The sequence below is a fragment of the Pseudomonas sp. PWP3-1b2 genome (assembly GCF_049896045.1).
In the GTDB taxonomy this organism is placed as follows: domain Bacteria; phylum Pseudomonadota; class Gammaproteobacteria; order Pseudomonadales; family Pseudomonadaceae; genus Aquipseudomonas; species Aquipseudomonas antarctica_B.
On record NZ_JAFCTN010000060.1, the window covers coordinates 1 to 25826 of the forward strand.

At 58.8% G+C, this 25826-nt stretch carries 27 protein-coding genes; 13 read left to right on the forward strand and 14 right to left on the reverse strand.

All coding sequences use genetic code 11. The features are described 5' to 3' along the window. Positions 1 to 191: 191 nt before the first annotated feature. On the reverse strand, positions 192 to 476 hold the full coding sequence (locus ACP7A2_RS25365; protein WP_426136530.1) for a type II toxin-antitoxin system RelE/ParE family toxin: 285 nt from the start codon (positions 474 to 476) through the stop codon (positions 192 to 194). Next, a complete protein-coding gene (locus ACP7A2_RS25370; RefSeq protein WP_426136531.1) occupies positions 466 to 708 on the reverse strand; it encodes a CopG family ribbon-helix-helix protein in 243 nt (80 codons plus the stop codon). The genes ACP7A2_RS25365 and ACP7A2_RS25370 overlap by 11 nt, the downstream gene beginning before the upstream one ends. A gap of 219 nt (positions 709 to 927) precedes the next feature. Between ACP7A2_RS25370 and ACP7A2_RS25375 the strand changes: the two genes are divergently transcribed. From ACP7A2_RS25375 to ACP7A2_RS25385, 3 genes are all read left to right on the forward strand, one after another. Then, positions 928 to 1878 (forward strand): helix-turn-helix domain-containing protein, encoded by a 951-nt coding sequence (locus ACP7A2_RS25375; protein ID WP_426136532.1) that lies wholly within the window; start codon positions 928 to 930, stop codon positions 1876 to 1878. Positions 1879 to 2751: 873 nt separating this feature from the next. Then, entirely contained in the window at positions 2752 to 3123 is a 372-nt protein-coding gene (locus tag ACP7A2_RS25380; protein WP_426136533.1) for a DUF6124 family protein, read from the forward strand. Between the two features lie 145 nt (positions 3124 to 3268). Then, the gene (locus ACP7A2_RS25385; RefSeq protein ID WP_426136534.1) at positions 3269 to 3490 is read left to right on the forward strand and encodes a hypothetical protein; all 222 of its coding nucleotides are present in this window, start codon (positions 3269 to 3271) and stop codon (positions 3488 to 3490) included. A 182-nt stretch (positions 3491 to 3672) separates the two neighbouring features. Here the strand turns inward: ACP7A2_RS25385 and ACP7A2_RS25390 are convergent, their stop codons facing one another. Beyond that, positions 3673 to 4860 carry an MFS transporter gene (locus tag ACP7A2_RS25390; RefSeq protein WP_426136535.1) on the reverse strand — a complete coding sequence of 396 codons (1188 nt, stop codon included), beginning with the start codon at positions 4858 to 4860 and terminating at the stop codon, positions 3673 to 3675. A gap of 421 nt (positions 4861 to 5281) precedes the next feature. Between ACP7A2_RS25390 and mqo the strand changes: the two genes are divergently transcribed. Beyond that, entirely contained in the window at positions 5282 to 6928 is a 1647-nt protein-coding gene (mqo, locus tag ACP7A2_RS25395) for a malate dehydrogenase (quinone) (RefSeq protein WP_426136536.1), read from the forward strand. A gap of 67 nt (positions 6929 to 6995) precedes the next feature. Here mqo and ACP7A2_RS25400 read toward each other — a convergent pair whose 3' ends face one another. Further along, positions 6996 to 7667: an NADPH-dependent F420 reductase gene (locus ACP7A2_RS25400; RefSeq protein WP_426136537.1), complete on the reverse strand. Its 672-nt coding sequence runs from the start codon at positions 7665 to 7667 to the stop codon at positions 6996 to 6998. Positions 7668 to 7766: 99 nt separating this feature from the next. Here ACP7A2_RS25400 and ACP7A2_RS25405 point away from each other — a divergent pair, with 99 nt between their 5' ends. Further along, positions 7767 to 8663, forward strand: coding sequence for a LysR family transcriptional regulator (locus ACP7A2_RS25405; RefSeq protein ID WP_426136538.1), 897 nt, complete (start codon positions 7767 to 7769; stop codon positions 8661 to 8663). A gap of 4 nt (positions 8664 to 8667) precedes the next feature. Here the strand turns inward: ACP7A2_RS25405 and ACP7A2_RS25410 are convergent, their stop codons facing one another. Beyond that, the gene (locus tag ACP7A2_RS25410; RefSeq protein ID WP_375067694.1) at positions 8668 to 9516 is read right to left on the reverse strand and encodes a LysR family transcriptional regulator; all 849 of its coding nucleotides are present in this window, start codon (positions 9514 to 9516) and stop codon (positions 8668 to 8670) included. Between the two features lie 98 nt (positions 9517 to 9614). On the opposite strand from ACP7A2_RS25410, the gene ACP7A2_RS25415 reads away from it, so the two are divergent. After that, positions 9615 to 10514: a DMT family transporter gene (locus ACP7A2_RS25415; RefSeq protein WP_426136539.1), complete on the forward strand. Its 900-nt coding sequence runs from the start codon at positions 9615 to 9617 to the stop codon at positions 10512 to 10514. A 132-nt stretch (positions 10515 to 10646) separates the two neighbouring features. Then, complete coding sequence (locus tag ACP7A2_RS25420) at positions 10647 to 10976, forward strand: YXWGXW repeat-containing protein (RefSeq protein WP_426136540.1); 330 nt, start codon at positions 10647 to 10649, stop codon at positions 10974 to 10976. 7 nt (positions 10977 to 10983) lie between these two features. Here the strand turns inward: ACP7A2_RS25420 and ACP7A2_RS25425 are convergent, their stop codons facing one another. From ACP7A2_RS25425 to ACP7A2_RS25435, 3 genes are all read right to left on the reverse strand, one after another. Next, positions 10984 to 11328, reverse strand: a complete 345-nt coding sequence (locus ACP7A2_RS25425) for a hypothetical protein (protein WP_426136555.1) — start codon at positions 11326 to 11328, stop codon at positions 10984 to 10986. Between the two features lie 101 nt (positions 11329 to 11429). Then, positions 11430 to 11825 carry a PIN domain-containing protein gene (locus tag ACP7A2_RS25430; RefSeq protein ID WP_426136541.1) on the reverse strand — a complete coding sequence of 132 codons (396 nt, stop codon included), beginning with the start codon at positions 11823 to 11825 and terminating at the stop codon, positions 11430 to 11432. Continuing rightward, positions 11822 to 12136, reverse strand: a complete 315-nt coding sequence (locus tag ACP7A2_RS25435; RefSeq protein ID WP_426136543.1) for an AbrB/MazE/SpoVT family DNA-binding domain-containing protein — start codon at positions 12134 to 12136, stop codon at positions 11822 to 11824. The genes ACP7A2_RS25430 and ACP7A2_RS25435 overlap by 4 nt, the downstream gene beginning before the upstream one ends. 98 nt (positions 12137 to 12234) lie before the next feature. Here ACP7A2_RS25435 and ACP7A2_RS25440 point away from each other — a divergent pair, with 98 nt between their 5' ends. Continuing rightward, positions 12235 to 12627: a RidA family protein gene (locus ACP7A2_RS25440; protein ID WP_348061847.1), complete on the forward strand. Its 393-nt coding sequence runs from the start codon at positions 12235 to 12237 to the stop codon at positions 12625 to 12627. Here ACP7A2_RS25440 and ppnN read toward each other — a convergent pair whose 3' ends face one another. Continuing rightward, entirely contained in the window at positions 12628 to 14001 is a 1374-nt protein-coding gene (gene ppnN, locus ACP7A2_RS25445) for a nucleotide 5'-monophosphate nucleosidase PpnN (RefSeq protein WP_375067688.1), read from the reverse strand. A gap of 149 nt (positions 14002 to 14150) precedes the next feature. Beyond that, positions 14151 to 14975 carry an aspartyl/asparaginyl beta-hydroxylase domain-containing protein gene (locus ACP7A2_RS25450; protein ID WP_426136544.1) on the reverse strand — a complete coding sequence of 275 codons (825 nt, stop codon included), beginning with the start codon at positions 14973 to 14975 and terminating at the stop codon, positions 14151 to 14153. Positions 14976 to 15250: 275 nt separating this feature from the next. On the opposite strand from ACP7A2_RS25450, the gene fabV reads away from it, so the two are divergent. Both fabV and ACP7A2_RS25460 read left to right on the forward strand, forming a co-directional pair. Next, positions 15251 to 16444, forward strand: a complete 1194-nt coding sequence (fabV, locus tag ACP7A2_RS25455) for an enoyl-ACP reductase FabV (protein WP_348062300.1) — start codon at positions 15251 to 15253, stop codon at positions 16442 to 16444. Positions 16445 to 16701: 257 nt separating this feature from the next. Beyond that, positions 16702 to 17325 (forward strand): HAD family hydrolase, encoded by a 624-nt coding sequence (locus ACP7A2_RS25460; RefSeq protein WP_426136545.1) that lies wholly within the window; start codon positions 16702 to 16704, stop codon positions 17323 to 17325. On the opposite strand, the gene ACP7A2_RS25465 is transcribed toward ACP7A2_RS25460, so the two are convergent. Next, positions 17322 to 18227, reverse strand: coding sequence for a LysR family transcriptional regulator (locus tag ACP7A2_RS25465; protein ID WP_426136547.1), 906 nt, complete (start codon positions 18225 to 18227; stop codon positions 17322 to 17324). The genes ACP7A2_RS25460 and ACP7A2_RS25465 overlap by 4 nt on opposite strands. 103 nt (positions 18228 to 18330) lie before the next feature. Between ACP7A2_RS25465 and ACP7A2_RS25470 the strand changes: the two genes are divergently transcribed. Next, a complete protein-coding gene (locus ACP7A2_RS25470; protein ID WP_426136549.1) occupies positions 18331 to 19500 on the forward strand; it encodes an aspartate aminotransferase family protein in 1170 nt (389 codons plus the stop codon). A 120-nt stretch (positions 19501 to 19620) separates the two neighbouring features. Here ACP7A2_RS25470 and punR read toward each other — a convergent pair whose 3' ends face one another. Then, complete coding sequence (punR, locus tag ACP7A2_RS25475; protein WP_426136550.1) at positions 19621 to 20535, reverse strand: DNA-binding transcriptional activator PunR; 915 nt, start codon at positions 20533 to 20535, stop codon at positions 19621 to 19623. A gap of 122 nt (positions 20536 to 20657) precedes the next feature. Here punR and punC point away from each other — a divergent pair, with 122 nt between their 5' ends. Further along, positions 20658 to 21842, forward strand: a complete 1185-nt coding sequence (gene punC / locus ACP7A2_RS25480; protein WP_426136551.1) for a purine nucleoside transporter PunC — start codon at positions 20658 to 20660, stop codon at positions 21840 to 21842. A gap of 70 nt (positions 21843 to 21912) precedes the next feature. Here the strand turns inward: punC and ACP7A2_RS25485 are convergent, their stop codons facing one another. Together ACP7A2_RS25485 and ACP7A2_RS25490 are read right to left on the reverse strand one after the other, a co-directional pair. Then, a complete protein-coding gene (locus tag ACP7A2_RS25485; protein WP_426136552.1) occupies positions 21913 to 22746 on the reverse strand; it encodes a nucleoside-binding protein in 834 nt (277 codons plus the stop codon). A 143-nt stretch (positions 22747 to 22889) separates the two neighbouring features. Then, positions 22890 to 23837 (reverse strand): LysR family transcriptional regulator, encoded by a 948-nt coding sequence (locus tag ACP7A2_RS25490; protein WP_426136553.1) that lies wholly within the window; start codon positions 23835 to 23837, stop codon positions 22890 to 22892. Between the two features lie 174 nt (positions 23838 to 24011). On the opposite strand from ACP7A2_RS25490, the gene ACP7A2_RS25495 reads away from it, so the two are divergent. After that, positions 24012 to 25508, forward strand: a complete 1497-nt coding sequence (locus ACP7A2_RS25495) for a nucleobase:cation symporter-2 family protein (RefSeq protein ID WP_426136554.1) — start codon at positions 24012 to 24014, stop codon at positions 25506 to 25508. The last annotated feature ends 318 nt before the right edge of the window (positions 25509 to 25826 follow it).

Sequence of the window (25826 nt, forward strand, 5' to 3'; positions counted from 1 at the left end):
CGGGGATTTCAATGGTGCGCTACAGGGTACGTATTTAAAGGTCTGTGGAGTTAGTGGCTCCAATCCATCATGGGTGCGACGGAAAAGCGGCGGGAGAGTGGAGCGGTGTTTAGGGGCATGGGGGAATCTGGGTTGGCGAGGCGGATGGGGCGCAGTTTATCAGGGATGGGCTTAGGCGTATTTCCCGTTTCTCACCACTTCGTGCGCGGACGTTGCCGCGTGTGGAATACGCCGAGGATCTGAAGGCGATCACCGCGTATTCGATATGGGATCAGATAAGACCAGTTAGGTACTGCCCATTCCCGAGTTTGTTTAACCCGTCCTTCACGGCCCATGGCGGGAAACTGAGCCAATTTGTCGACGCTGGCGAAAATGGCATCCGAAAAATCGTCGGCCGCCTTAGGGTTTTCGAGAGCAATGTAGTTTGCTTCGTCTTCCAGATTTCTGAGTGCCTTTTCAAGCCACTCAACCCGCATTCCGGCTCCAACGCCTAGCACGCATCGCTGCCACTTGGTCATCGGTGGCGAATTTGCCTTGGTCGGCTTCTTTTACTGCCAACTCGATCTGAGCAGTCACCGTTTTTTCGTGTTCGATGTAGTCGCGAAGAACGTCCATCGCCAGATAGCTCGCGGTTTGGCCGTTGGTTTTGGCTAGGTCGGCGAGCGAATTGGACAGGTCTTCCGGCAGGTTTAGGAGTATCCCAGTCATGGCCGCCTCGATGGTGGATGGTTGTGGAGCATGTTACACCTTGGAACGCTCGCTGAAATCAGCAGGTCGTCGAGAGGCTGTATCAATAAGTGACTAATTCCCGAATCTCGTGGTCTGGCAGTCTATTTTAAGATTTAGTAAATTTCATTTGAAATAACCTAAATATTTGGATATATTCACTTTGCCAGATTTTTTATTCACTAAAGATATAGGTTTAATATGTACAGTGAAGCTCTCGTTCAATTGTCCTTAGAGGCGCTGGGGTGTACTCAGAAAGACCTTGCTCTTCGACTTAGCGTCTCAGCTACACAGATTAGTAAGTGGAAAAAAGGGGAGCACCTTTCTTTTGAAATGGAAGAGAAGTTAAGGAAGATTTCTGGGGTGGGTGACCGGAACCCTGAGTTTATTATCTGGAGTGGTTCCCGTGAAAATGCTAACAAGTGGGAGAGGCTCATCCATTCATTAGCTGAAATGGCTCGTTTAAGCGATGAGACAGGGTACAGCGCAGAGCCTTTAATGGATGATAATGGTCTATTGTGCTGGAATATTTTTGATACTCTCCGTGAGATGGGAGTTAAGATTCCTAATGAGTTTCCTATTGAGCTAGATGTTCATTGGGACAGCGAAGACGAAGCAGACGACTTTTGGGAGGTGGTTCATAGCAATCAATATTCGTCCGCTATATATAATATTTTTAAGGCTTTTACAGATGTTTATGGGTTCTACGTTGCGTATGTAGCCGACCTAATTAATGATGATATGGAACTGTTTGACTCTCCTGCAGAAAATATTGAACCATGTCTCATGTCGCTTGCTGCCACTAAAGTGGAGATTGCTTCAGAGCTTGCGCCAAACTTTAAAGCCTTTAAGTATAAAATCGAGAGAGATTATGAGGAGTGGCTTGGCTTGGTGAAGGCGAGGGCGTTTCGAGTTGGGGCGCCGTTAAGGGCTGAGCTTCTTGATTTGGTTCGCGGGGGGCATGACGGTCTTGGGCACATAGCTGAGGCAGAAAGCTTAGGGCTAAATTCATCACGTATTCACCCAGATATTTATATAAATGAGCTTTTGGTGGGCATGCGAATTATTCATCAAGTATTGCCAGCTATTATGAGGAAGCTCGGTATGGAAGATGAGTTTAAGTTGGATGACAATGAATTTAACATTCATTGAGAAATGTCGGCGGAGTTAATGCTAAGGACCGTCAGAATCACGTCTCGATAGTTTGTGTGTGGGTGTCGGGAATACATCCAAATACGTTGCCAACTCCAATGCCGGTATATCGTGTTCTGACCCCAATATTGGTTAGGCTGTCCGTTTGTAAAATTGTTGATTTGCCTAGCTAACCAGTTCGTCGGGCTTGTGATCTATTTGGTTGATAGGTGTTGGCTTTGGAATGTTGTCACAGCTGAATATGTTTTGACGGACAAAAAGGCTTGGAGATATGAAGGAGGTCTTTCTTTACTCGGTGCAGTATGATGCTCAGAGTTCTGTGTGGGTTCTGTGAGAAATTTCTGGGGCTGGTCCAAGTGCTTAATTTTTATTTAAAATATAACTAAGTTGGAAAGGGCTAGTGGCCACAAGAGATGATATGAAACCGTGGGTGGTTGCAGCGCTGAAGTCTATGGGAGGTACTGGCTGGCCAAGAGATGTCGCTAAGTATATTTGGGATAATTATGAAGCTGATATTAAACGGTCAGGCTCTTTACTTTATACCTGGCAATATGATGTCCGGTGGACAGCCATGTCCATGAGGAAAGATGGTGTCCTAAAGCCTGTAGGCGGACGGACTGATAAGCCATGGCAGCTTATTTGAGTATTCGACTGATTTCGGTAAGAGCTTTATCCGTATTTAAGCTGACTAACTTGGAGTGGGTATCGCGGTCACATAACAATGATTCATGCGAATTTTCCCACGCCTTTCCCGGCTTGCTCGTCAGACCTCGCACCGCTAACCTCCTCAAGCCGCTGCAAACCCAGCGGCCGGAGGTGGAAGTCCGTATTGCTAAGGCGTTTTAACTCCCGAAATTATTTGGAGCTCCGCCCATGCACAACAAAACACGCAACCCCAATGCTGATCATTGCACCGCGCCCGTCGACGCCAAGCTTCGAGCTGCGGCTCAGCGAGCCATTCATCCTTATCTGCCTCCCTCTGACGAAGATGTCGACGAACCTATCGAATACCCAACCACCAACCTCTTCTCAGTCAACCCCAACACCGACACCGAAACCCTCCTAGCCAACGCCTCCGAAAACCTCGCGTCCGCCAACCACATGGCCGCCACCCTGGCTTTCGACCTCGACGACTCTCAACGCGCCATCGTCCTCGGCATCCAGCAGCTAATCGATCTAAGCGCTCTACTCGTCGACCGAGCCCAGGAGCAAGTCGCGCCTGCAATCTGCGCGACAACAGACTGACACCGCACCCCGCCGCCTTACCCCAAGGCGGCAACCTGAACTCATCCTGTCCCCCCGCAAAGTTTCATCATCCCCCGCGCATTTGAAGCCTACGATCACGCTCAGAGGGGACCCCCGCACCCCCAGTCCACAGGGAACTGAAAACATGAATTCGAACCTCGTCAAAGTGGTCATGGTCGCCAGCGCGCTGCTGTTAAGTGCCTGTTCGTCTTCGTCAGCCGTGAGCAGCGACCCTTGTTTTGCTCAGGGGTGTCAGGCGTTTGGGGATCACAGCCCAAGCAAGGCGGCCAAGATGAGTTTTGGTGGTGGGAGTGGGTTGGGGAGCAGTTTTGGGGAGTATGGGTCGGGGTTGATGCATGATGATTGATAAGGCTTAGGGCTGCTGCGCAGCCCAACGCGGGGCAAGCCCGCTCGCCACGATGATTGGGCCTGCGGCTGAGCCCAGGATCAGCCGCAGGCCCAGCGCGCCCATTACGATGAGAACGCCAGCGCCACAATCGTGTACCAACCGGCCGTAATCGCAATCGCGCCGCCGGATGTCTACTCCGTTTAGTGGCCGCCCTTCATGCGCCGTGCGATCAGGTAAATGCCCAGGCCCGCCAGCGCGGTGGCCGCGCCGATGTAGCCGGTGCTGGTCCAGCCCAAGCCGGCGGTGATCGCCATGCCACCTAACCACGGGCCGAGCGCATTGGCGAGGTTAAACGCGGCGTGGTTGGACGCCGCCGCCAGGCTCGGGGCTTCGTGGGCGATGTCCATCAGGCGGATTTGCAGCGGCGCGGCCATGGAGATCATGGTGCCGACCAGGGCGATGCCGAGCATCACGCCCCACAGCGAGCCGGCGGCGAAGGTGAAGAACAGCAGCACGGCCATCGACCACACCAGAATCACGCCCACCGCGCGGAACTGCATGCGGTCGAACAGCTTGCCGCCAGCGATGTTGCCGATGATGCCGCCTACGCCGAATGCGGCCAGACCAAACGGAATCCACTGCGGCGAGACTTTGGTCACTTCGAGCATGGTCGGGGCGAGGTAGCTGAACACGCAGAACATGCCGGCAAAGCCTATCGCGCCGATGGACAGGGCCATCCATACCTGAGGTTTGGTGAAGGCGCGCAGTTCTTTGCGCGGGTCGCTGCGTTGTTCGTCCTGGCGGTGGGGCACGAATTGCCAGACGAGGGCGATGGTGCACAGGGCGATCACGCTGACCAGTGCAAACGCCGAGCGCCAGCCGAAGTGTTGGCCGAGGAAGGTGGCGATGGGGTTGCCGAGCAGCATGGCCAGGGTCAGGCCCATCATCACGCGGGCCACGGCGCCGGCGCGTTTGTCGCTGGGCACCATGCTGGAGGCGACGACGGCGGCGATGCCGAAGTAGGCGCCGTGGGGCAGGCCGCTGATAAAGCGGAAGGCCACCAGCGAGCCGAAGGTCGGGGTGAAGGCGGTGGCGAAGTTGCCGAGGGCATACAGGCCCATCAGCAACAGCAGCATGTGCTTGCGCAGCAGTTTGGCGCCGAGGATGGCCAACAGGGGCGCGCCGACCATCACGCCGAGGGCGTAGGCGCTGATGGCGTGGCCGACTTGCGGCTCACTCAAGTTCAAATTCTGCGCGATCTCGGGCATCAGGCCCATGATGGCGAATTCGCCGGTACCGATCGCGAAGGCGCCCACGGCCATGGCAGCTTCCATTTTGGCGGCGCTGCGCGCGGGCAATACGTGCCCGGGTGTTTGCTGGATAGTCATGGGTAACTCTGTGTGAAGGGTTGCACGAAGGACAGCCGCCGATGCTACGCAAGCGGCGGCGAAGGTGTCTAGAACAGCCTCCCGCGTGAGAGTTCCATGCCTGTGACCTCAGGTCGCGGCGACCGGGCTTGACACTCATCCCTAAAAACCCGCGATTTAGAGCTGTCAATTGGCCAAACAGCGCATAACCGCCGTTTGGCGTGATATTCTGCGCGCCGTCTTGGTCTAGTCTTTCTCCGGTGCGTACACCGTATACGTCCCGGCGGATGGCTGTTGCCCAGGTAGCTGAAGCCAATAATGATAAAAAGTCAGCGCAGAAGGGACATAAAAGTGAGGTCGATACGTCGGCCTTGTGTGCCCACCCTGCGGCCCTGAGAAATCGGGCGGTGGGGCGGAAGGCGTTTTATCATAGGTGCTACTGATGTTTAAAAAAGTAAACACTGCCCTGCTGGGGCTGGCTTTGTCGATGGGGATCACGTCCGTTCACGCGGAAGAGGCAAAGAAAGTCGATGTGCTGCTGATCGGCGGCGGCATCATGAGTGCGACCCTGGGTGTTTGGCTCAACGAGCTGCAGCCGGACTGGTCGATGGAGATGGTCGAGCGCCTTGATGGCGTGGCCGAAGAAAGCTCCAACGGCTGGAACAACGCCGGTACCGGTCACTCGGCCCTGGCTGAGCTGAACTACACCCCGGAAGACAAGAACGGCAACGTTGAGATCCCGAAAGCGGTCGAGATCAACGAAGCGTTCCAGATCTCCCGTCAGTTCTGGTCCTGGCAGGTCCAGCAGGGCGTGCTGAAGAACCCGCGTTCGTTCATCAACTCCACACCGCACATGAGTTTTGTGTGGGGCGATGACAACATCAAGTTCCTGAAAAAACGCTACGAAGCCCTGCAAGCGAGCCCGCTGTTCGCCGGCATGCAGTACTCCGAAGACCCGGCGCAAATCGCCAAGTGGGTTCCGCTGATGATGGAAGGGCGTGACCCGAACCAGAAAATCGCGGCCACCTGGACCCCGATCGGCACCGACGTAAACTTCGGCGAGATCACCCGCCAGTTCGTCGCTCACCTGCAAACCACGCCGAAGTTTGACTTGAAACTGTCGAGCGAGGTGCAGGACATCACCCGTAACGCCGACGGTTCGTGGCGTGTGAGCTACAAAAACCTGAAAGACGGCACCAAGACTGAAACCGACGCCAAGTTCGTGTTCATCGGCGCCGGCGGCGGTGCCCTGCACTTGCTGCAAAAGTCGGGTATTCCTGAAGCCAAGGACTACGCGGCCTTCCCGGTCGGTGGTTCGTTCCTGGTGACCGATAACCCAGCCATCGCCGAGCAGCACATGGCCAAGGCCTACGGTAAAGCCTCGGTTGGCGCGCCACCGATGTCGGTTCCGCACCTGGACACCCGCGTGCTGGATGGCAAGCGCGTGATTCTGTTTGGCCCATTCGCGACCTTCTCGACCAAGTTCCTGAAAGAAGGCTCGTACCTGGACCTGCTGACCAGCACCACCACCCACAACATCTGGCCAATGACCCGCGTCGGTGTGCGTGAGTACCCACTGGTTGAGTACCTTGCTGGCCAACTGATGCTGTCGGATGACGACCGCTACAACGCCCTGAAAGAGTACTTCCCGAACGCCAAGAAAGAAGACTGGCGCCTGTGGCAAGCCGGTCAGCGCGTGCAGATCATCAAGCGTGACGAAGAATTGGGCGGCGTCCTGAAACTCGGCACCGAAGTGGTCAGCTCCGCCGACAACTCCATTGCAGGCCTGTTGGGTGCATCGCCAGGCGCGTCCACCGCGGCTCCGATCATGCTGACCGTGCTGCAAAAAGTGTTCAAGGACAAGGTAGCGACCCCTGAGTGGCAGGCCAAACTGCACCAGATCGTACCGAGCTACGGCACCAAGCTGAACGACAGCCCGGAAGCTGTTGCCAAGGAGTGGGCCTACACCGCCGGCGTCCTGCAACTGACGCCACCGCCTGCGATTCCGCAACTGGCTGCTCCAAAGCCTGCCGAGGCTGCCAAGCCTGCGGCCGAGCCGAGCAAGCCGGCGTCTGACCTGGCGCTGTAAGCCAAGCCCGACGTAAAAAAGCCCGCTGAACCGGTAACGGTCAGCGGGCTTTTTTGTGGGCGTGGGTTTACGCAGGCGCGCGGGTGCGCACCACTGGCGGCAGTTCAACCGTGCGTTGCGCAGCCGCCAGCGCCGCCTTCAAGCCGGCTTGGTCCAACGGTACACAATACGCCGGTTTGGCGCGCTCAAACCGCCAGCTCTCATCCAGACCACCGGCATCCACGGCATCGAAACCGAGTTCATCGAGCAGTGTGATCACCTGTGCTTTCGCCGCAGAATCATCTGCGGCCACCGGCAGCGCACGCCGGTCCGCTGCACCGTGCGGGCGTGCATCCTGCGTCAGGTCGGGCGCAAAGATTGCGTTGAATACTTTCACTACGTGAGCCTGGGGCAAGTGGTCGGCGAGTAAACGGCTGGTGGTGGTCTCGAATCGGTCGAGCACAGGAATGTGCCCGTCACGGTTGGGATAGTAGTTATTGGCGTCCATCACCGTTTTACCCTCCAGCCATTGCGCGGGCACGCTGCGGTAATGTTCAAGGGGAATTGCCACAAGCACCACGTCGCCAAACCTGGCCGCCTCCTCGGCGCTGCCGACCTGCACACCCGGCAGGCCGCTGAGCACGCTGGTCATGGACTGTGGGCCGCGGGAGTTGCTCAACATCACGTCGTGCCCGGCCGCCAGCCCTAGTTCAGCCACGGCGCGTCCGATAAAGCCTGCTCCAATCACACCAATTTTCATGTCTGTTCTCCAGCGAAGTGGGGGAGTCGCTATGATGATTGGCAACTGACTGGCGATAAATAATCGTTTTGGCATCGCTGTTGTTACTGGGAGTGGGGAATGATGGACCGTCTTTTAAGCATGAATGCCTTTGTGACGGCCGCAGAGCTGGGTTCTTACGCGCGAGCTGCCGAGCGTTTGAACCTGTCGCCGCAAATGGTCGCCAAACATGTCACCGCGCTTGAACAGCGTCTGGGTGCCCGTTTGCTCAACCGCACCACGCGCAGGCAAAGCCTGACGGAGTTGGGGAGCGCGTACTACGAGCGTTGCAAACATATCCTGACGGAGGCCGACGCCGCCGATTCGCTCGCGCAGATCATGAATGACACGCCACGCGGCAAGTTGAGGATCACCGCGCCCGTCACTTTCGGTTCCTACAGCCTGATGCCGCTGATCACGGCATTTCTGCGCGAACACCCAGATGTAGAGATCGACCTGCACCTGACAGACCGCTTCGTCGACTTGGTGGAGGAGGGTTATGAGGTTGCATTTCGCATCGGCCCCCTGGCAACGTCCAGTCTCACTGCCAGACCCTTGGCGCCTTATAACCTGGTGGTGTGCGCCGCACCGGCTTACCTGGCGGCACGAGGCGCGCCTCGGGTACCCGCAGACCTTGAGCACCACGAATGCCTCGGTTATGCCTTCTGGTCACGCCCGGCGGACCGCGAATGGGTGTTCTACCACGGAACCGTCGCGCACAAAGTGCCGGTTGCCAGCCGTCTGCAGATCAACGAAAGCAGGGCCTTGATGTCGGCCGCGCTGGACGGTTTTGGCATTGTTCTGGGCCCCGAAGACTTTCTGCGCGTGGCGCTGGCCCGAGGCGAACTAGTGCGCGTACTGCCGGACTACGCTGCGCCGAGTCGTACGATGCATTTGGTCTACACCGCCGACCGCCAGCGAACGGCAAAGCTTCGGCGGTTTGTCGAGGCTGTGTTGGAGCGCTTCGGCCCGGCATGAAGGATCAAATGTGAAACCCGTTTTTAACCTGCTCATACAGGTGCAAGGCCAGCGCATTGCTGCTGTCGCACAGCAAGTAAACATGGTGCACCGGCAACGGCGGTAGCTCGAACCCGGCAATCACTTGCGTCAGCCCTTCACCCAGGCGGCTTTCCTCGATCAATCCCACAGCCACGCCACTGCGGATGCAGGCTTCAACGGCAGACGAATTGGGGCTTTCCATCAGCACGCGATGGTAGATGCCGTGATCCTTCAGCACCTGCAACGCCGCCGCGCGATACGGGCAGCCCGCCACCGGCACGGTGATTGGAAGCGGGGCGTTGGGCGCGCAACTGAAACCCTCGGTCGCCACCCACAGTGGCTGAACAGGCCCAAGCCGTTCGCCCTGTTCCAGCGGCTGGGCGCTCACTGTCAGGGCCATATCCAGTTTGTTTGCCATAAACAAATTCAACAATTCGCCGCTGGTGCGCGCCTCGATTTCCAGCTCAAGCAATGGATTGTCGGCGATCAGTTGCGGCAGGAATTCTTGAATAAAGCCGGGCGCATAGGTATCGGGAATGCCCAGGCGGATTTTGCCCTGCATGCGCTGCGGCATCAGCGAGATCAGCAGGCGGTCGTGGCTCTTGAGGAACTCGGTGGTTTCACCCAGCAATTTCTTGCCGTAGACGGTCAGCTCCACGCCCTGGTTGCTGCGGCTGAAGAGTTTTTGGCCGATCTGGTCTTCGAGTTTCTGAATTTGCGTGGTCACCGTCGATGCACTGCGGTGCACGTGTTCGGCCGCTTCATTGAAACGGCGAAAACGTGCCACGGCGTGGAAGGTGCGCAACAAATCGATATTCAGTTGTTTAGTCATGGTTCCGCTTTTACGGATCAGTGGTGCGGGTTATTCAAATATACACAAGCATGCGCGGCCCTTAACCTTTGAGTCAATGCACACGGGCTGGAGGTTTTATGACGCGATCAACACTTGGGCTGTTGCTGCTGCAAGCGGCATTTGTGCTGTCGTGGAGCTCGGGTTACATCGGCGCCAAGCTGGGGACGCAAGGCGGCGACGCGTTTAACCTGCTGTTTTGGCGTTTCTTGCTGGTGTCGCTGTGCCTGGGGCTGTTTTTGAATGTGCGGCTGTTGAAGGTCTCCTGGGTGCAGATTCGGCATTACGCCGTCGTCGGCTTTCTGTCGCAGTTCCTCTATCTGAGCTGCCTATATGTGGCTATCCAGAATGGTTTGCCGCCCGGCATCGCCGCGATCATTGCAGCCTTGCAGCCGTTGATGACGGCCGCCTTATCGACGCGCAGTTCGGCTGAACGCAGCGGTGGCTGGCAGTGGGCTGGGCTGGTGATCAGTTTTGCCGGCGTGTCTATCGTGATCGCCGGGCAATACGCCAGCGGTGGGGGCGGCGTCAGTTTATTCATGTACCTGCTGCCGGTGGCTGCTGCGCTGGGCCTGACGCTGGCGACGTTGTACGAGCGCCGCTCGGTGCAATCCCCGGACGCTGGATTGGTGTTGCCGTTGTTCATTCAATCCATTTTGACCCTGATCGGTTTTACCGCAGCGGTGCTGTACACCGGCACGCTGAGCATTCCCCACGAGCCGGACGTGCTGATTTCGATTGTCTGGCTCACGGTGTTGTCCACCTTCGTGGCCTACTTGAGCCTGTGGATGCTGTTACGGGTCATGACCGCCACCCACGTGGCGGCGCTGGTGTACCTGGAGCCGCCGGTCACGCTGGTGTGGGCAGCGTGGATGTTTGGCGATGGGATTCATCCCTCGACCTACGCCGGTATTGCGGTGGTCGTTGCGGGCCTGATTCTGGTGCGCCTGAAACGACCGACTGTCGTGTGCGCCTCCTGAGGCCAGCGGGTTCAGCAAGCCGACAGACATCACCTGTTAAAAAGTACCCAGAGCCGAGCAGGAGCGAGGCTGAGACAAGGGGGCATTTTTTTACTGGTGTATTCGTTGGGCGCTGACGCCCGAGGGTTTTGTATGTTGCTACGTTATGCGGCATTGGCGGCGGTAGTCGTCGCGGCGTCCGGGTGTGTGCAAGAGCGTGTCGTGCACGACCGCAGGCCGGTTCAGCGTGAGTATGTCGAAGTCGTCGCCCCGCAACCGCCGCCGGTGCAGGTGATCGAAGTCGAACCTGCTGCGCGCTATGGCTACGTGTGGTCGCGCGGTTACTGGCGCTGGGAAGGCGGGCGCTACGTGGCGGTGCATGGCCATTGGGAAGCGGTGCGTGAAGGCTACCGTTATGTGCATCCGCACTGGGTGCAACGCAATGACGGTTACCACTGGCAGGGTGGTGGCTGGGTTCGCTGAGCCTCGGCTAAATCGGCTTCTGGGTACCCAGGAGCCGAACCTCGCGTAACAGCGCGGCACCGAGTTGATCGGTGCCCAGCTCCTTGTAGCCAACCGCTTTGATTTCGCCGTTCTCTTCCGCCTGAATGATGATGACCGGCGTCTCTTTGCCGCTTGCTTCGTCTACATGCAAGGCGTACTGCGGAATATCCAGTTTGATCGGCGTACCCGCCGCCTTGCCTTTCACGTTTATCAGGAACGCCGCACAACCGGTGTCCACATCCGCGCTGGTGGCCGAGCGACCGCTGACGAAGCAGGTTTTCGGCAGGTCGGGCCAGGTGATGGCGTCGGCGTTGGCTACGGCGGAGGCCATGCTCAAGGTAGCGAGTAGAAACATGCGCACGTGAGTGTGTCTCTTGATCAAGGTTGAACGCGGTTTTTACCAAAGCATTAACGTCGTCGCAATGCCGTGTCTCAGTTCAGCTGTTTCATACCTGCTGCCTTGGCAGCGCTGAGATCGAAAGTGGCCGTGTATCTACAGCCCGCCGAATGGGCACAGCGCTCTATCAGGCAGTCGGTAAAATCAGCTTTATTCGCCGAAAAACGGCGCAGGGCCTGCCAGATGATTTCTGCACGCTCGATGGTCAGCTCGCGGGTGTGCAGCAGGATTTCCAGCACGGCCACTACATCACTCTTGGCCGCCTGGTAGCAGCTTTGTAAAACCCATACCAACTCAACCACGGTCACCAGGCTGACAAAACCTGGCGACAGTGTGGTGAGTGATTCAATCAGCTCGGAGGCTTTGGGCGATTGAACGGGATCATCCTGGGTGACATAACGCACCAGTACGTTGGTATCCAGTCCGATCATCCCGCTTTTGCTCCTTGCGCTGCGATGGCGCGGTTCATGTCTTCAAGGGATACGGCCTGGGCAGGCTTTCGAATCAGGCCCTTCAGGTCGTGTACGGTTTTGCTCGCTGCGATGATTGAAAACTTGCCGTCCTCCATTTCGACAAACTCAACGCGGTCGCCTGTTTCCAGGCCCAGCGCAGTCCTGACTTGGACGGGAATAGTGATTTGCCCTTTAGAGGTGAGCGTCGCGGTCGCCATATTGAATATCTCCGTCTTGATATTCCTTACCCTAGGGTAAGGAATGCTGGAGGACAAGATCCGTTGGTCCATAGGTTTCTCTTCTGGTGTGATTGAGCGGGAACACGTAAAACCATAGCCCGACTTATCCCATCGACACGCCTCAACACGGCGGCAAAGAGATACCGCATATGACCGACCGCCAGCTCATCATCCCGCCCGCCATGCAAGCCATCGTCGAACGCGCCGGCTACGTGCCCGCCGTCAAAGTCGGCAAGACGCTCTACTGCGCCGGGCAGGTCGGCCGTACGCAACAATTGGTAGTCATTGAAGACCCTGAGGCGCAGTTCATCGCCGCCTGGGAGAACCTGCGGGACGTGCTGGAGGAGGGCGGTTGCAGCTTCGACGACGTGGTGGACATGACCACGTATCACGTGAACATGAGCCAACACATGGCGGTTTTTCGGGAGGTGAAAAACCGCCTGTTCCCACGCGGGCATTGCGCCTGGACGACACTGGGCGTGTCAGAACTGGCGCATCCCGGTTTACTCGTGGAAATCAAATGTGTGGCGGTGCAACGTTAGTTACTGGACCACGCGATAGCACGGCACATACGCCGCGCCGCCCGGCAGTTTCATGCGGTGCTGGGCAACAAATGCCTGCAGCAGTTCGTCCAGCGGTTTCATGATGGCCGGGTCGCCGTGGATCTCGTACGGGCCGTGCTGTTCGATCAGGCGAATGCCCTTGTCCTTGACGTTGCCCGCCACAATCCCCGAGAACGCGCGGCGCAGGTTGGCCGCCAGTTCGTGGGGCGGCAGCGCGAGGCTCAGTTGCAGGCCGGCCATGTTTTCGTGGGTAGGGTCGAACGGGCGCTGGAAGCCTTCGTCGATCTTCAGCAGCCAGTTGAAGTGAAACGCATCGTTGCGCTCGCGGCGGAACTGCTTCACAGCCTTGAGCCCTACCGTCATCTGGCGTGCCACTTCAGCCGGGTCGTCGATGATGATCTGGTAGTGCGCCTGGGCCGCTTCGCCCAGGGTGGCGCCGACGAATGCGTGCAGTTGTTGCAGGTACGGCGCGGCGTGTTTCGGCCCGGTGAGGATGACCGGAAACGGCACGTCGCGGTTGTCCGGGTGCATCAGAATGCCGAGCAGGTAGAGGAACTCTTCAGCCGTGCCGGCACCGCCCGGGAAGATGATGATGCCATGGCCGACGCGCACGAAGGCTTCCAGGCGTTTTTCGATGTCCGGCAAAATCACCAGCTCGTTGACGATCGGGTTCGGCGCTTCGGCGGCGATGATGCCGGGCTCGGTCAGGCCCAGGTAGCGGCCGCCGGTAATGCGTTGCTTGGCGTGGGAAATGGTCGCGCCCTTCATCGGGCCTTTCATCACACCCGGGCCGCAGCCGGTGCACACGTCGAGGCTGCGCAGGCCCAGTTCGTGGCCGACTTTCTTGGTGTACTTGTATTCTTCGGTATTGATCGAGTGCCCGCCCCAGCACACCACGATTTTCGGTTCTACACCGGGGCGCAGCGTACGGGCGTTGCGCAGCAGGTGGAACACGTAGTCGGTGATGCCCTGGGAATTGCTCAGGTCGATGCGCTGGCTGTCCAGCTCGTTCTCGGTGTAGACGATGTCGCGCAGGGCGCTGAACAGCATTTCGCGGGTACTGGCGATCATTTCGCCATCGACGAAGGCGTCGGCGGGGGCATTCAGCAGTTCGAGGCGCACGCCGCGATCCTGCTGGTGAATGCGCACTTCGAAGTCCTGGTAGGCGTCGAGGATGGTCTTGGCGTTGTCGATGTGCGCGCCGGTGTTGAGGATGGCCAGGGCGCACTGGCGAAACAAGGCGTAGATGCTGCCGCTGCCGGCTTCACTGAGTTGCTGCACTTCACGCTGGGACAGGGTTTCGAGGCTGCCCTTGGGGCTGACGGAGGCATTGATGACATGACGTTGGGGCATTCTGATTCCTTGAAAGCATGGCCATCGCACCCGCCGGGGCGGCGATGGCTTGAAAATGGTGAGCGCCGAATTCGGTCGCTTGAGACGGTTAGTCTGGCCGCCAAGCGGGCAGGGCGCAAACACCGTCAGGCACCATCATGCCGCAGAACTTACTGAATCAGCTTCCAGTTTTTGTAGAAAACCCGACGCAGGGTAAACACCAGCCCGGCAAAACCCGAGATCACGGCGTTGAGCACCGACGGCAGCGGGGTGGGCCGCACGATGTCGATAAACAGGCAGTAACGTTTTGCGTCGTTTTTGTTGAAGGACGCGTGCATCAGCGTGTCATCGAAGATGAACAGCGGGTCGTCGTGCCAGTAGTGCTTGTGCTTGCCCACCTGGATGTAAACGCCCTCGTGATGGGGCGCCGGCGCCATGTTGTAGAGCACGCGGAACATCATGCGCAGCGGGCCGAAGTGGAAGGACGTGGAACGGTTTTCGTTGAACACGGACACGCCGATGGTCTTCACAAACGGCAGTTTCTTGCGCAGTTGCGGGATATCCAGCGTGGTTTCGATCGGGCGACCGTACCACTGGAAAAACAGCATGCCGCGCTTCTTCTCGGCCATGCGCTCGTCCAGGTAGCTGATGATTTCGTCCTTTCGGGCCATGGCGTCGTCGATCACTTGCTGCAGGTCTTCACGCCAGGCGGGAGGCAGGTCGCGCATCGTGTAAACATGGCGGTTGCGGCTGCTCAGCAGGTCGAACAGGGTGTTGAACGGCGCCAGGATCCAGGTGTTGCGACCGTTGCCGATGAAGTATTTTTTGATCGTGTCGCTGTCATACAGGCCGTTACGCAGGAAGTCGTAAGCGCCACACACCAGCACCAGCAGCAGGAACACCAGGGTCGTGCGCGGGAAACAGTAAATTAACAGCAGCACCCCGATCACCCAGGCGGCCGAGATCAGCTTTTTGCGTACAGCACCATTACTCATGAAGCGAGGCTCCGAACCTGAAACATAGTGAAACATGTTGCCATGATAGTAGGTTGTCGAGGCGCCAGGGCGTTTTAAATAGTGCGAAATTGTGAAGGCGCGGCCGGGTTTTCAACCCGTGCTGGTAGCCACTTGAGCGTTTTGAGGATTGGATTTTGTAAACAGAAGATTTGCGACTATCGTGACGCTTCGGTTTTTCATGCGTCATAGACCGGTACGAATGAAGTTGAATGGCCACCACTGGCCGTCGACCCCTTGGAAGAGGCACAAATTTTATGATCATCAAACCGCGGGTTCGTGGCTTTATCTGTGTGACCGCTCACCCTGTTGGCTGTGAAGCGAACGTCAAGCAACAGATCGACTACGTGACTCAACACGGCGCCATCGCAGGCGGCCCAAAGAAGGTGCTGGTCCTCGGCGCTTCCACCGGTTACGGCCTGGCCGCGCGCATCAGTGCAGCGTTTGGCTGCGGCGCCGACACCCTGGGCGTGTTTTTTGAGAAAGAAGGCGAAGAAGGCAAGCTGAGCTCCGCCGGCTGGTACAACAGCGCTGCGTTCGAGAAGTTTGCCGTCGAAAAAGGCCTGTACGCCAAGAGCATCAATGGCGACGCGTTTTCCGACGAGATCAAGCGCCTGACCATCGAAACCATCAAGAAAGACCTGGGCAAGATCGACCTGGTTGTCTACAGCCTGGCCGCGCCACGCCGTACCGACCCGCAAGGCGTGGTGCACACCTCCACCCTCAAGCCGATCGGCAAGGCCGTAACCCTGCGCGGTATCAACACCGACAAAGGCGTTGTGGTCGACACCACCCTTGAACCAGCTACCCAGGAAGAAATCGACGGCACCGTGAAGGTTATGGGCGGCGAAGACTGGCAGCTGTGGATCGACGCCCTGCGTGACGCCGACGTTTTGGCCGAAGGCGCCAAGACCACCGCCTTCACCTACCTCGGCGAGAAGCTGACCCAGGACATCTACTGGAACGGTTCCATCGGCGAAGCCAAAAAGGATTTGGACAAAAAAGTCCTGACCCTGCGCGACAACCTCGCCGCACTCAAAGGCGACGCCCGTGTGTCGGTGCTCAAGGCCGTGGTAACCCAGGCCAGCTCGGCAATCCCGATCATGCCGCTGTACCTGTCGCTGCTGTTCAAAGTGATGAAAGAGCAGGGCACGCATGAAGGCTGCATCGAGCAGGTCTACGGCCTGTTCAAGGACAGCCTGTATGGCCAAACGCCGAAGCTCGACGCCGACGGCCGCCTGCGTGCCGACCTGGCCGAACTGGAACCGAAAGTCCAGGACGCCGTGGCAGCATTGTGGAACCAGGTGACCGACGATAACGTCAACGAGATCAGCGATTTTGCCGGTTACAAGGCGGAGTTCCTGCGCTTGTTCGGCTTTGAAATCGACGGCGTGGACTACGAAGCTGATGTGAACCCGACCGTGAAAATCAATGGCTTGGTTCAAGCCTAAACACGGTTAAAAAATGTGGGAGCGGGCTTCTGTGGGAGCTGGCTTGCCTGCGATACAGGCACCTCGGTATGTCAGTCACACCGAGGTGATGCTATCGCGGGCAAGCCCGGCTCCCACATAAACCAGCTGCCACATACGCCCGCGTTCTCAATTGTTTCCGGTTTTTTTCAGAACCGTCCTACGCTCCAGCGAGCGCCTCATCCCCTGCAAAATCTGCCAGACTCCCAGCGCTATCACTCACGCTTACGGAGGATCTGATGACGATTCGTGCAGTAGTTTTTGATTTCGGCGGTGTCCTGTTCGACTGGAACCCGCAACACCTCTACCGCAAGCTGATTGCCGACGACCACGAGCGGCAATGGTTTCTCGACAACATCTGCACCCAGGCCTGGAACACCGAGCAGGATGCCGGCCGCACCTTGGCCGACGGCACCCTCAGCCTGATCAAACAATTCCCCCATCACGAGCGCCTTATTCAGGCCTACTACGACCGCTGGCACGAAATGCTGCGTGGCCCGCTGCCGGATGGCGTGGCGATTCTCAAGGCATTGCACGCAGCCAACATGCCGCTGTTCGGGCTCACCAACTGGTCAGCCGAAACCTTCCCCTACGCCCGCGCCCACTATCCCTTCCTGCAGCATTTTCGCGACATCGTGGTGTCCGGCGAGGTCAAGCTGATCAAGCCCGACCCTGCTATCTATCACGCCAGCCTCGCCCAAGTGCGGGCGCATCTGCCGGATATCCAACCGGGGGAAGTGGTGTTTATCGACGATGTCGCCGGCAATATCGACGCGGCCGTGGCCCTGGGTTGGCAGGGCATTCACCATGTGTCGGCTGAGCGTACCGCCGCGCGTCTGCGTGAGTTGGGGGTGGGCTTCTAGCGCGCCCATTTCTCCATTGCGAAGTCCACAAAGGCGCGCAGCTTGGGCAGGCGGTAACGGTCCTTGCGATACATCAGGTGCATGGGGCGGCTGGGCAGTCGATACTGGGTCAACAAGGCCACCAGCTTGCCGCTCTCCAGGTCGGGTTGCACCAGCGCATCGGCGAGCATGATGATGCCCATGCCGTTGACGGCCGCCTGGCGCAAACCTTGCGAGCTGTTGATGGTCAATGAGCCGGACACTGGCACCTCTACCTCGCCTTCTTCGCCGGTCATGCGCCAGAGTTTGTCGGTGTCGCGCCAGTTGTCATTGGCCGGGTAGGCGAAGGCCAGGCAGTCGTGCTGGCGCAGGTCATCCGGTGTTTGCGGCGTTCCTCGGCGAGCCAGGTACGCAGGCGACGCGCAGAGGGTGAGGATGTAGTCCTGCATTGGCCTGGCGATCAGGCTGGAGGTTTCCAGTTCACCGAGACGGATCGCCACGTCGAAGCCGCTGTCGACCAAGTCCATCCGCTCATTGCTTATCACCACGTACAGGTCGATCAACGGGTAGCGCAGGGAAAATTCGCTCAAGGCCGGCACCAGGCGTTCGGTGCTGAACACCGGTGGCGCGGTGATACGCAGGCTGCCTCTTGGCGTTTCACTGTGCGCCTGCTCCGCCAGTAGCTCGGAGTCGGCCACCAGCCCCAGTACTTCCAGGCAGCGCTGATAGTACTGCGCGCCGAACTCGGTGAGGTTTTGCTTGCGGGTGGTGCGCTTGAGCAAGCTCACCCCCAGCCGTTGTTCCAGCGCACGCAGATGGTTGCCGACCATGGTGGTGGACATCCCGCACTCGTGCGCGGCGGCGGTCATGCTGCCGGCCTCGACTACTTTCACGTACACCGACATCGCCTGGAACAGATCCATTATCAAGCCCTGATTTAAAGTCATTGCAGGAAAGCACAGTTTATCCAGCTGAGGTGGCTAACGATACTGCTCCCATCACAACGATGCACTGGAGCCCGCCACCATGACCGCCGCCTGCCTGATGACCACTTATCAACCCTCGGCCCTGAGTTTTACGCGCGGCCTGGGCACGCGCCTGTGGGACCAACAGGGCCGCGAATACCTTGACGCGGTAGCCGGTGTGGCGGTGACCAATGTCGGCCATTCCCACCCCAAACTGGTGGCCGCCATCAGCGAGCAGGCGGGGTTGCTGCTGCACACGTCCAACCTCTACAACATCGACTGGCAATTGCGGCTGGCTCAACGCCTGACCCAGCTGTCGGGCCTGGACCGCGCGTTTTTCAACAACTCCGGTGCGGAAGCCAACGAAACCGCGCTGAAACTCGCCCGGCTGCACGGCTGGAAAAAGGGCATTGAAGCGCCTTTGGTGGTGGTGATGGAAAACGCCTTTCACGGCCGCACCCTCGGCACCATGGCGGCCAGTGACGGGCCATCGGTGCGCTTGGGTTTCCAGCGTTTGCCGGGGGATTTCGTCAAGGTGCGCTTCGGCGACCTGGCGGCGCTGGAGGCCATCACTCAAGCGTACGGCGCGCGCATTGCTGCGGTGTTGCTGGAACCGATCCAGGGCGAAAGTGGCGTATTACCCGCACCGCCCGGCTACTTGAAAGCCCTGCGCGACCATTGCACGCGCCACGGCTGGTTGATGATGCTCGACGAAATCCAGACCGGCATCGGCCGCACCGGCGCCTGGTTTGCCTTTCAGCATGAAGGCATCGTGCCCGACGTGATGACCCTGGCCAAAGGCCTCGGCAACGGCGTGCCCATTGGCGCGTGCCTGGCGCGTGACGGCGTGGCGCAATTGTTCACGCCGGGCAGCCACGGCAGCACCTTTGGTGGCAACCCGCTGGCCTGCCGCGTGGGCTGCACGGTGCTGGAAATTATTGAAGAGCAAGGTTTGCTGCAAAACGCTGCGCAACAGGGTGCGCAGTTGCTGGCACGGCTGCGCATGGAGCTGGATGAGCACCCGCAGGTGCGGGCGATTCGCGGGCAGGGCTTGATGATCGGCATCGAACTGGCCAGCCCGTATCGAGACCTGGCTCAGAGGGCGGCGCAGGAGCATGGGCTGTTGATAAACGTGACCCGGGGCAAGATTATCCGCTTGCTACCGCCGCTGACGCTGGATGCCAGGGAGGTCGAAATGATTGCGCGCGCCATCACCCGCCTGCTGGATTGAATCCGATCCAACCATGTGGGAGCTGGCTTGCCTGCGATAGCGGACTGTCTGTGCCAAATGCTGTGGCTGGTACACCGCTATCGCAGGCAAGCCAGCTCCCACAGTTGAACGGCGTGATTTTCAGAGGTTTGGGCCATTCAGCCATTCCTGGTTCATGGTTTGCGTATCCCCCAGATACTCCAGCAACCACGTCATGGCCGGAGACAGCCTATCCTGCGCCCATGCCACGCACGACGGGCTCGCCGGAAACGGCCGGCTCAACTGCAACGCCACCAACTCCCCGCGCTCAATCCAGGGCAACACCTGATGCGCTGGCGCCATGCCCACGCACAGACCATCGAGCAAACAATCAATCGCCGACGCCCAGTGCGGTACGACGAGCCGGCGCTGGTTATCCAGCGTCCACGTGTCACGCTTGGGCAGGTTGCGCGAAGTGTCGGTCATGCACAGCGAGGCGAACGGCCGCAGTTGATCGTCATTGAGCAAACCCTCCACCGTCGCCAGCGGATGCTTCGCGCTGACCACACACAGCCAGTTCAACAAGCCCATGTCACGAAAGGTGAAATGGCTCGCCACCGGCACCGCGCTGGTCGCGCCGATCACGATGTCGGTGCGCTCGTCAGCCAGCGCATCCCATACGCCGTTGTACACCTCGTATTCCAGCAACAATTCCACCTCGGGAAACTGCCGATAGAAATCCAGCACCAACTGCCGGCAGCGCTGGGGTTTGACGATGGAGTCCACCGCCACCTTGAGCTGACCGCTCCAGCCATTCGCCACTTGCTGGCACAGGCGCCGGGTGCCGAGCATCTTTTTCATAACGCCCCGAGCTTCGTCTATAAACAGACGGCCAGCGGGCGTGAGCTCGACATCGCGATGCCGGCGTACGAATAAAGGGACGGCCAGCCATTCCTCAATCTGACGCACCGTGTAGCTGATGGCCGACGGCACACGGTGCAATTCCTGCGCAGCGGCGCTGAAGCTGCCATGACGGGCCACCGCATCGACCACGTCCAGGGAGTATTCGGACCACATGGAAGTTGCCTTCAAAATATTTGATAAGAGTGTCCAATTATTATCGCTTCACACCTGTTCTGTCGCCTTCATAATGGGCGGCAGTCAGCAAATAGTTTGATGGCAGTTTCTACAAGGCTTCAATGAAAAATTCTTTTGGTTTCACTTGGTATCTGGCGGGGCTGAGCATGCTCGGTTATCTGGCCATGGACATGTACTTGCCGGCGTTCGGCGCCATGGGCGAGCAGTTGCAGATTGGCGCGGGCGCGGTGGGTGCAAGCTTGAGTATTTTCCTCGCCGGTTTTGCGGTGGGGCAGTTGCTGTGGGGGCCGTTGTCCGACCGTTTGGGGCGCAAACCGATCCTGCTCACGGGCTTGAGCCTGTTTGTGTTGGGTTGCCTGGGTATGTTTTGGGTCGAGACCGCGCCGCAACTGCTGGCGTTGCGCTTTATGCAGGCGATTGGCGTGTGTTCCGCTGCCGTGAGTTGGCAAGCGTTGGTGATTGATCGTTACCCGGCCGACAAGGCGCACCGCGTGTTTGCCAGCATCATGCCGCTGATGTCTTTGTCGCCCGCGCTGGCGCCGCTGTTGGGCGCGATGGTGTTGAATCACTTTGGCTGGCAGGCGATCTTCGGGGTGTTGCTGGGCGTGTCGTTGCTGTTGTTACTGCCGACGTTGTTCCTGCGGCCCGTGCCGAAACGCCTGACAACAGAAGGCGAACCGGCGCGCCTCGGTTACGGCCAGTTGCTGACCTCCCGCGTGTTCACCGGCAACGTGATGATCTTTGCGGCGTGTTCCGCGAGTTTCTTCGCCTGGCTGACCGCTTCGCCGTTCATCCTGGGTGCCATGGGTTACAGCCCGAATGACATCGGCCTGAGCTACGTGCTGCCGACGCTGGCCTTTTTGGTCGGCGGTTACAGCTGCCGCAGCGCGTTGCAGCACTGTCAGGGCAAAACGCTGCTGCCGTGGTTGCTGGTGGCTTACTGCGTCAGCATGGTGGCGTTGTACCTGGTCGCCACGTTGACGGTGCCGACCCTGACCACCTTGCTGATTCCGTTCTGCCTGATGGCGCTGGTCAACGGTGCGAGTTACCCCATTGTGGTGGCGAATGCGCTGATGCCTTTTGCGGAAAATTCCGGCAAGGCGGCGGCGTTGCAGAACACCCTGCAATTGGGGCTGTGCTTTCTTGCCAGCTTGCTGGTGTCGTCGATGATTGAGCAGCCGCTGTTGATCACCGTGATCGTGATGCTGGCGACGGCGCCGCTGGCGGTGTTGGGTTACTGGCTGGCGCGGCCGAAAGCCGATCCTTCCGAACTGGCACGCGCCTGACCTGACAATCCATTCAAACTGTGGGAGCAGGCAAGCCAGCTCCCACAGTTTGAATGGGGTCCAGTGGTGGTTAGAAAGTGATTTCCATATTCACCGTCGGCGTGGAGGTCCGGGTGCCCCTGCCTCCGTCCACACCGAACTTGTTATGCCAGTACTCGTAACCGACTCCCAGATACAGGTTCGGCTTCACGCTTTTCCCAGGCCGCACCGCCACCATCAGCGCAGCCCGCATCAAGGCTTCCGGCGCGGTATCGCGCCCATGGTAATCCTCGCCTTTCTCCCCGACGTAATTGATGAATCCCTGGAATTTCGCCCCATGGTTGGCGATTTCGAACGGGCGCATCCAGGTCAGGTTGAGCATGTAGGTGTCGTCAAACCTGTGGTTTGATTCCTCTGCGCCCGGGATGCCGGTGTGGTTCTTTTCCTTGTAGTACATCAGGCTCAGGTCCAGCACGCCGACGGTGTTGAACTTCAGTGTCGGGCCGATCACCAGGGCGCGTTTTTTGGCGGAGGCGACGTTGTTATTGCGGTTGGCATCAAAGCCCAGGGTCAGGGCGTAATCCTTGATCAGGCCGGTGCCGAGTGGCACATCGAACACTCGTGAGGCGTACAACTGGTGCCGGTACACGGCATACACTTCGCTGCCACCGTGGTCGGTGCCCTTGCGCGGGTCGCTGCTGTCGGACAGGAACACGTCCAGGTTGAGGTAATTGCTGCCATATCGGTAACCGCTGGCGTGGGTAAAGCTGTAGATGCGCTTGCTGAAATCGTCGGGGTTATTCGGATTGGTGAAGTGCTGACCGTAGCGAAATCCTACGCTGTTGTTCATCCATTCCACCGCGACGGCCTCCCCGCCGCCGAGCAATGAAAGAAATACCGTTGCGCCGTGCAGTGCCTTTTTCATTGTTTTAATTCCTTTGGCGTGTGGCTCATGGCGACCTTGCAGGGGGCACCACGCGCAGTATCAGCACACGCCGGGTGCGCGCCAAAGAACAGAATATCGAGCGGGCCGATGCCGAATCGGCAGCACTTGCGTTGCCTCCTGAGTCAGGAAATACGTGGCGTTGCGGGCATTTCTTCGCGTTCGCGCAGGGCGATTTCTTCGGCCAGCAGGTGGGTGAGAGCCTGCACCGCCACGGGCAGGTCGCGGTCTTTGCGCGCATACACGCCGAGGTCGCTGAAGATCCCGCCCTGGTCACTCAGCGGGATGTGCAGCAATTCGCCCCGCGCCAGGTCGGCCTCGATACCGATGCGTGTCTGAAAGGCGATGCCCAATTGCTGGCGCGCCAACTGCCGGGCCAACTCCATGGAATTACTCTGCAACAGCGGTTTGTTGCCCGCCGCGCGCGCGTGCAGCGGCGCAATCAGGTGGTGCACCGACAGTTCGCTTTTTGCCTGAATCACCCCATGTTCACAGCACTGGCCATAACTGACGCTGGCCTCACCGGCGAGTGGATGCTCGGGCGTCATCAGCGCGCCCAAGCGGAAATGGCCGACGCACACCTGCGTGATTTCACTGCTGCGCGGCAGGGCAAAGGCCAACCCCACATCCGCCTGACCGTTGATCACCGCAGCGGGAATCGACTGCGAACCCTGCACCGTGACGCCGATCGTCACCTTCGGATAGCGCTGGCGCATGCGTTTCAGGGCGGCGGGCAGCAATTCGACGGCGGCGCCTTCCACCGTGGCGATTTCCACATGGCCGGTCTGCACGCCGTGCAAGCCATCCAGTTCGCCGCGCACCCGTTCCACATCCTGTAGCAACAACGTGATGTGGCGCGTGAGGATCTCGCCGGCCGCCGTCACCCGTAAGCCGCCGGGCAGCCGGTCGAACAGCGGCGTGCCCACCTCGTCTTCCAGCTTGAGAATTTGCCGGTTCACTGCGGACGACGCCACGTTCAGGCGCCGCGCTGCTTCGCGGATCGAGTGGCAACGCCGCACCGTGTCGAAGTAATAGATGGCTGGGGCGTGAATTCGCAGCTTGCGGTTGAGCATTTTTTTTCAGGTCCTTTTGCACACGGCTTCAAGCCACAGGGCAGGGCGGCTGAATGGTTTTTTGTAACGCCGCCACAGTGGTTATTGTAAAACTGATTGTATACAATTCTATGGACATCCCCGCTTTCCTTTGCATACAGTGAGTGCACAACAAAAACAGAGAACCCCCTCATCATGACAATCCCGAAGGCGTCACCGCAGCGCCCAGAAGATGAAAATCTCGGCGTCGCAGCCAACATGGCTTACGGCCTGCAGCATGTACTCACCATGTACGGCGGCATCGTCGCGGTGCCCCTGATCGTCGGCCAGGCGGCCGGTTTGTCGCCGGCGGATATCGGCCTGCTGATCGCCGCGTCGCTGTTTGCCGGCGGCCTGGCGACCCTGTTGCAAACCCTTGGCCTGCCATTTTTTGGCTGCCAGTTGCCGCTGGTGCAGGGCGTATCGTTTGCCGGTGTGGCAACCATGGTGGCGATTGTCGGCAGTGACGGCGCCGGTGGCGTGCCGGCGATACTCGGCGCGGTGATGGCCGCGTCGTTTATCGGGCTGTTGATCACGCCGGTGTTTTCGCGGATCACAAAATTTTTCCCGCCGTTGGTGACGGGCATTGTTATCACCACCATCGGCTTGACGTTGATGCCGGTGGCAGCGCGCTGGGCCATGGGCGGCAACAGCCGCGCGGCGGATTTCGGCAGCATGTCGAACGTCGGGCTGGCGGCGCTGACGCTGGTGCTGGTGTTGCTGCTGAGCAAGATCGGCAGCGCGACGATTTCGCGGTTGTCGATCCTGCTGGCGATGGTGATTGGCACGGTGATCGCGGTGTTTTTGGGGATGGCTGATTTCTCGAACGTCACTCAGGGGCCGATGTTTGGGTTTCCCACGCCATTCCATTTCGGCATGCCGACCTTTCACCTGGCCGCGATCATTTCCATGTGCATTGTGGTGATGGTGACGCTGGTGGAAACCTCGGCGGACATTCTGGCGGTGGGTGAGATTATCGACACCAAGGTCGACTCCAAACGTCTGGGTAACGGGTTGCGTGCCGATATGCTGTCGAGCATGTTTGCGCCGATTTTTGGCTCGTTTACTCAAAGTGCATTTGCCCAGAACGTTGGTCTGGTGGCGGTGACGGGAGTGAAGAGTCGGTTTGTGGTGGCGACCGGCGGGGTGTTCCTGGTGGTGCTTGGGCTGCTGCCGTTTATGGGCCGGGTGATTGCGGCGGTGCCTACTTCTGTATTGGGCGGGGCGGGGATTGTGTTGTTCGGGACGGTTGCGGCGAGTGGGATTCGTACGTTGTCGAAGGTGGATTACCGCAACAACATGAACTTGATCATCGTGGCGACTTCGATCGGTTTTGGCATGATTCCTATCGCGGCGCCGAATTTTTATGATCATTTTCCGAGTTGGTTTGCGACTATTTTTCACTCGGGGATTAGTTCGTCGGCGATCATGGCGATTGCGCTGAACCTGGCGTTTAACCACTTTACAGCGGGTAATTCGGACCAGCAGTCGGTGTTTGTGGCGGGGACGGAGCGCAGTTTGTGCTTTCAGGATGTGGCGGCGTTGCGTGATGGGGATTATTTCCGGGGCGGGAAGTTGTTTGATGCGCAGGATAAGGAAATTCCGCTGGTGGCGCGGGGGGCGGTGCGGGTTGTGGAGCCTGAGGCTGGCTAGGGTTGACCCTGGGGTTTTGGGTACATATCCGTTGTTTGTGTGATGGCGGGTATTGGTTCCGCTCTTACAGCGGGTCACTTTTGGAAGGACCGGAAGCCCGCGTGCGGCCATCGTGGTTAACGGGGCGCCTCAGATCAAAATCTAAAGCGCGGCGGCCTGGTAGCCGACCTGAGTGGTTGAATCAAAGGCGCTGTTTTTTTAAGAGCAGATCGCGATTCTCCAGACAAAATGGAGATCCACCTGTGGGAGCGGGCTTGCTCGCGAATGCGGTATCAGCCACCAAATTCATCACTGACCCACCGCATTCGCGAGCAAGCC

Coding starts and splice junctions, on each gene's coding strand:
- ACP7A2_RS25365 (WP_426136530.1), bottom strand. CDS start 476: ATGCGGGTTGAGTGGCTTGAAAAGGCACTCAGAAATCTGGAAGACGAA.
- ACP7A2_RS25370 (WP_426136531.1), bottom strand. CDS start 708: ATGACTGGGATACTCCTAAACCTGCCGGAAGACCTGTCCAATTCGCTC.
- ACP7A2_RS25375 (WP_426136532.1), top strand. CDS start 928: ATGTACAGTGAAGCTCTCGTTCAATTGTCCTTAGAGGCGCTGGGGTGT.
- ACP7A2_RS25380 (WP_426136533.1), top strand. CDS start 2,752: ATGCACAACAAAACACGCAACCCCAATGCTGATCATTGCACCGCGCCC.
- ACP7A2_RS25385 (WP_426136534.1), top strand. CDS start 3,269: ATGAATTCGAACCTCGTCAAAGTGGTCATGGTCGCCAGCGCGCTGCTG.
- ACP7A2_RS25390 (WP_426136535.1), bottom strand. CDS start 4,860: ATGACTATCCAGCAAACACCCGGGCACGTATTGCCCGCGCGCAGCGCC.
- mqo (WP_426136536.1), top strand. CDS start 5,282: ATGTTTAAAAAAGTAAACACTGCCCTGCTGGGGCTGGCTTTGTCGATG.
- ACP7A2_RS25400 (WP_426136537.1), bottom strand. CDS start 7,667: ATGAAAATTGGTGTGATTGGAGCAGGCTTTATCGGACGCGCCGTGGCT.
- ACP7A2_RS25405 (WP_426136538.1), top strand. CDS start 7,767: ATGATGGACCGTCTTTTAAGCATGAATGCCTTTGTGACGGCCGCAGAG.
- ACP7A2_RS25410 (WP_375067694.1), bottom strand. CDS start 9,516: ATGACTAAACAACTGAATATCGATTTGTTGCGCACCTTCCACGCCGTG.
- ACP7A2_RS25415 (WP_426136539.1), top strand. CDS start 9,615: ATGACGCGATCAACACTTGGGCTGTTGCTGCTGCAAGCGGCATTTGTG.
- ACP7A2_RS25420 (WP_426136540.1), top strand. CDS start 10,647: ATGTTGCTACGTTATGCGGCATTGGCGGCGGTAGTCGTCGCGGCGTCC.
- ACP7A2_RS25425 (WP_426136555.1), bottom strand. CDS start 11,328: ATGGCCTCCGCCGTAGCCAACGCCGACGCCATCACCTGGCCCGACCTG.
- ACP7A2_RS25430 (WP_426136541.1), bottom strand. CDS start 11,825: ATGATCGGACTGGATACCAACGTACTGGTGCGTTATGTCACCCAGGAT.
- ACP7A2_RS25435 (WP_426136543.1), bottom strand. CDS start 12,136: ATGGACCAACGGATCTTGTCCTCCAGCATTCCTTACCCTAGGGTAAGG.
- ACP7A2_RS25440 (WP_348061847.1), top strand. CDS start 12,235: ATGACCGACCGCCAGCTCATCATCCCGCCCGCCATGCAAGCCATCGTC.
- ppnN (WP_375067688.1), bottom strand. CDS start 14,001: ATGCCCCAACGTCATGTCATCAATGCCTCCGTCAGCCCCAAGGGCAGC.
- ACP7A2_RS25450 (WP_426136544.1), bottom strand. CDS start 14,975: ATGAGTAATGGTGCTGTACGCAAAAAGCTGATCTCGGCCGCCTGGGTG.
- fabV (WP_348062300.1), top strand. CDS start 15,251: ATGATCATCAAACCGCGGGTTCGTGGCTTTATCTGTGTGACCGCTCAC.
- ACP7A2_RS25460 (WP_426136545.1), top strand. CDS start 16,702: ATGACGATTCGTGCAGTAGTTTTTGATTTCGGCGGTGTCCTGTTCGAC.
- ACP7A2_RS25465 (WP_426136547.1), bottom strand. CDS start 18,227: ATGGATCTGTTCCAGGCGATGTCGGTGTACGTGAAAGTAGTCGAGGCC.
- ACP7A2_RS25470 (WP_426136549.1), top strand. CDS start 18,331: ATGACCGCCGCCTGCCTGATGACCACTTATCAACCCTCGGCCCTGAGT.
- punR (WP_426136550.1), bottom strand. CDS start 20,535: ATGTGGTCCGAATACTCCCTGGACGTGGTCGATGCGGTGGCCCGTCAT.
- punC (WP_426136551.1), top strand. CDS start 20,658: ATGAAAAATTCTTTTGGTTTCACTTGGTATCTGGCGGGGCTGAGCATG.
- ACP7A2_RS25485 (WP_426136552.1), bottom strand. CDS start 22,746: ATGAAAAAGGCACTGCACGGCGCAACGGTATTTCTTTCATTGCTCGGC.
- ACP7A2_RS25490 (WP_426136553.1), bottom strand. CDS start 23,837: ATGCTCAACCGCAAGCTGCGAATTCACGCCCCAGCCATCTATTACTTC.
- ACP7A2_RS25495 (WP_426136554.1), top strand. CDS start 24,012: ATGACAATCCCGAAGGCGTCACCGCAGCGCCCAGAAGATGAAAATCTC.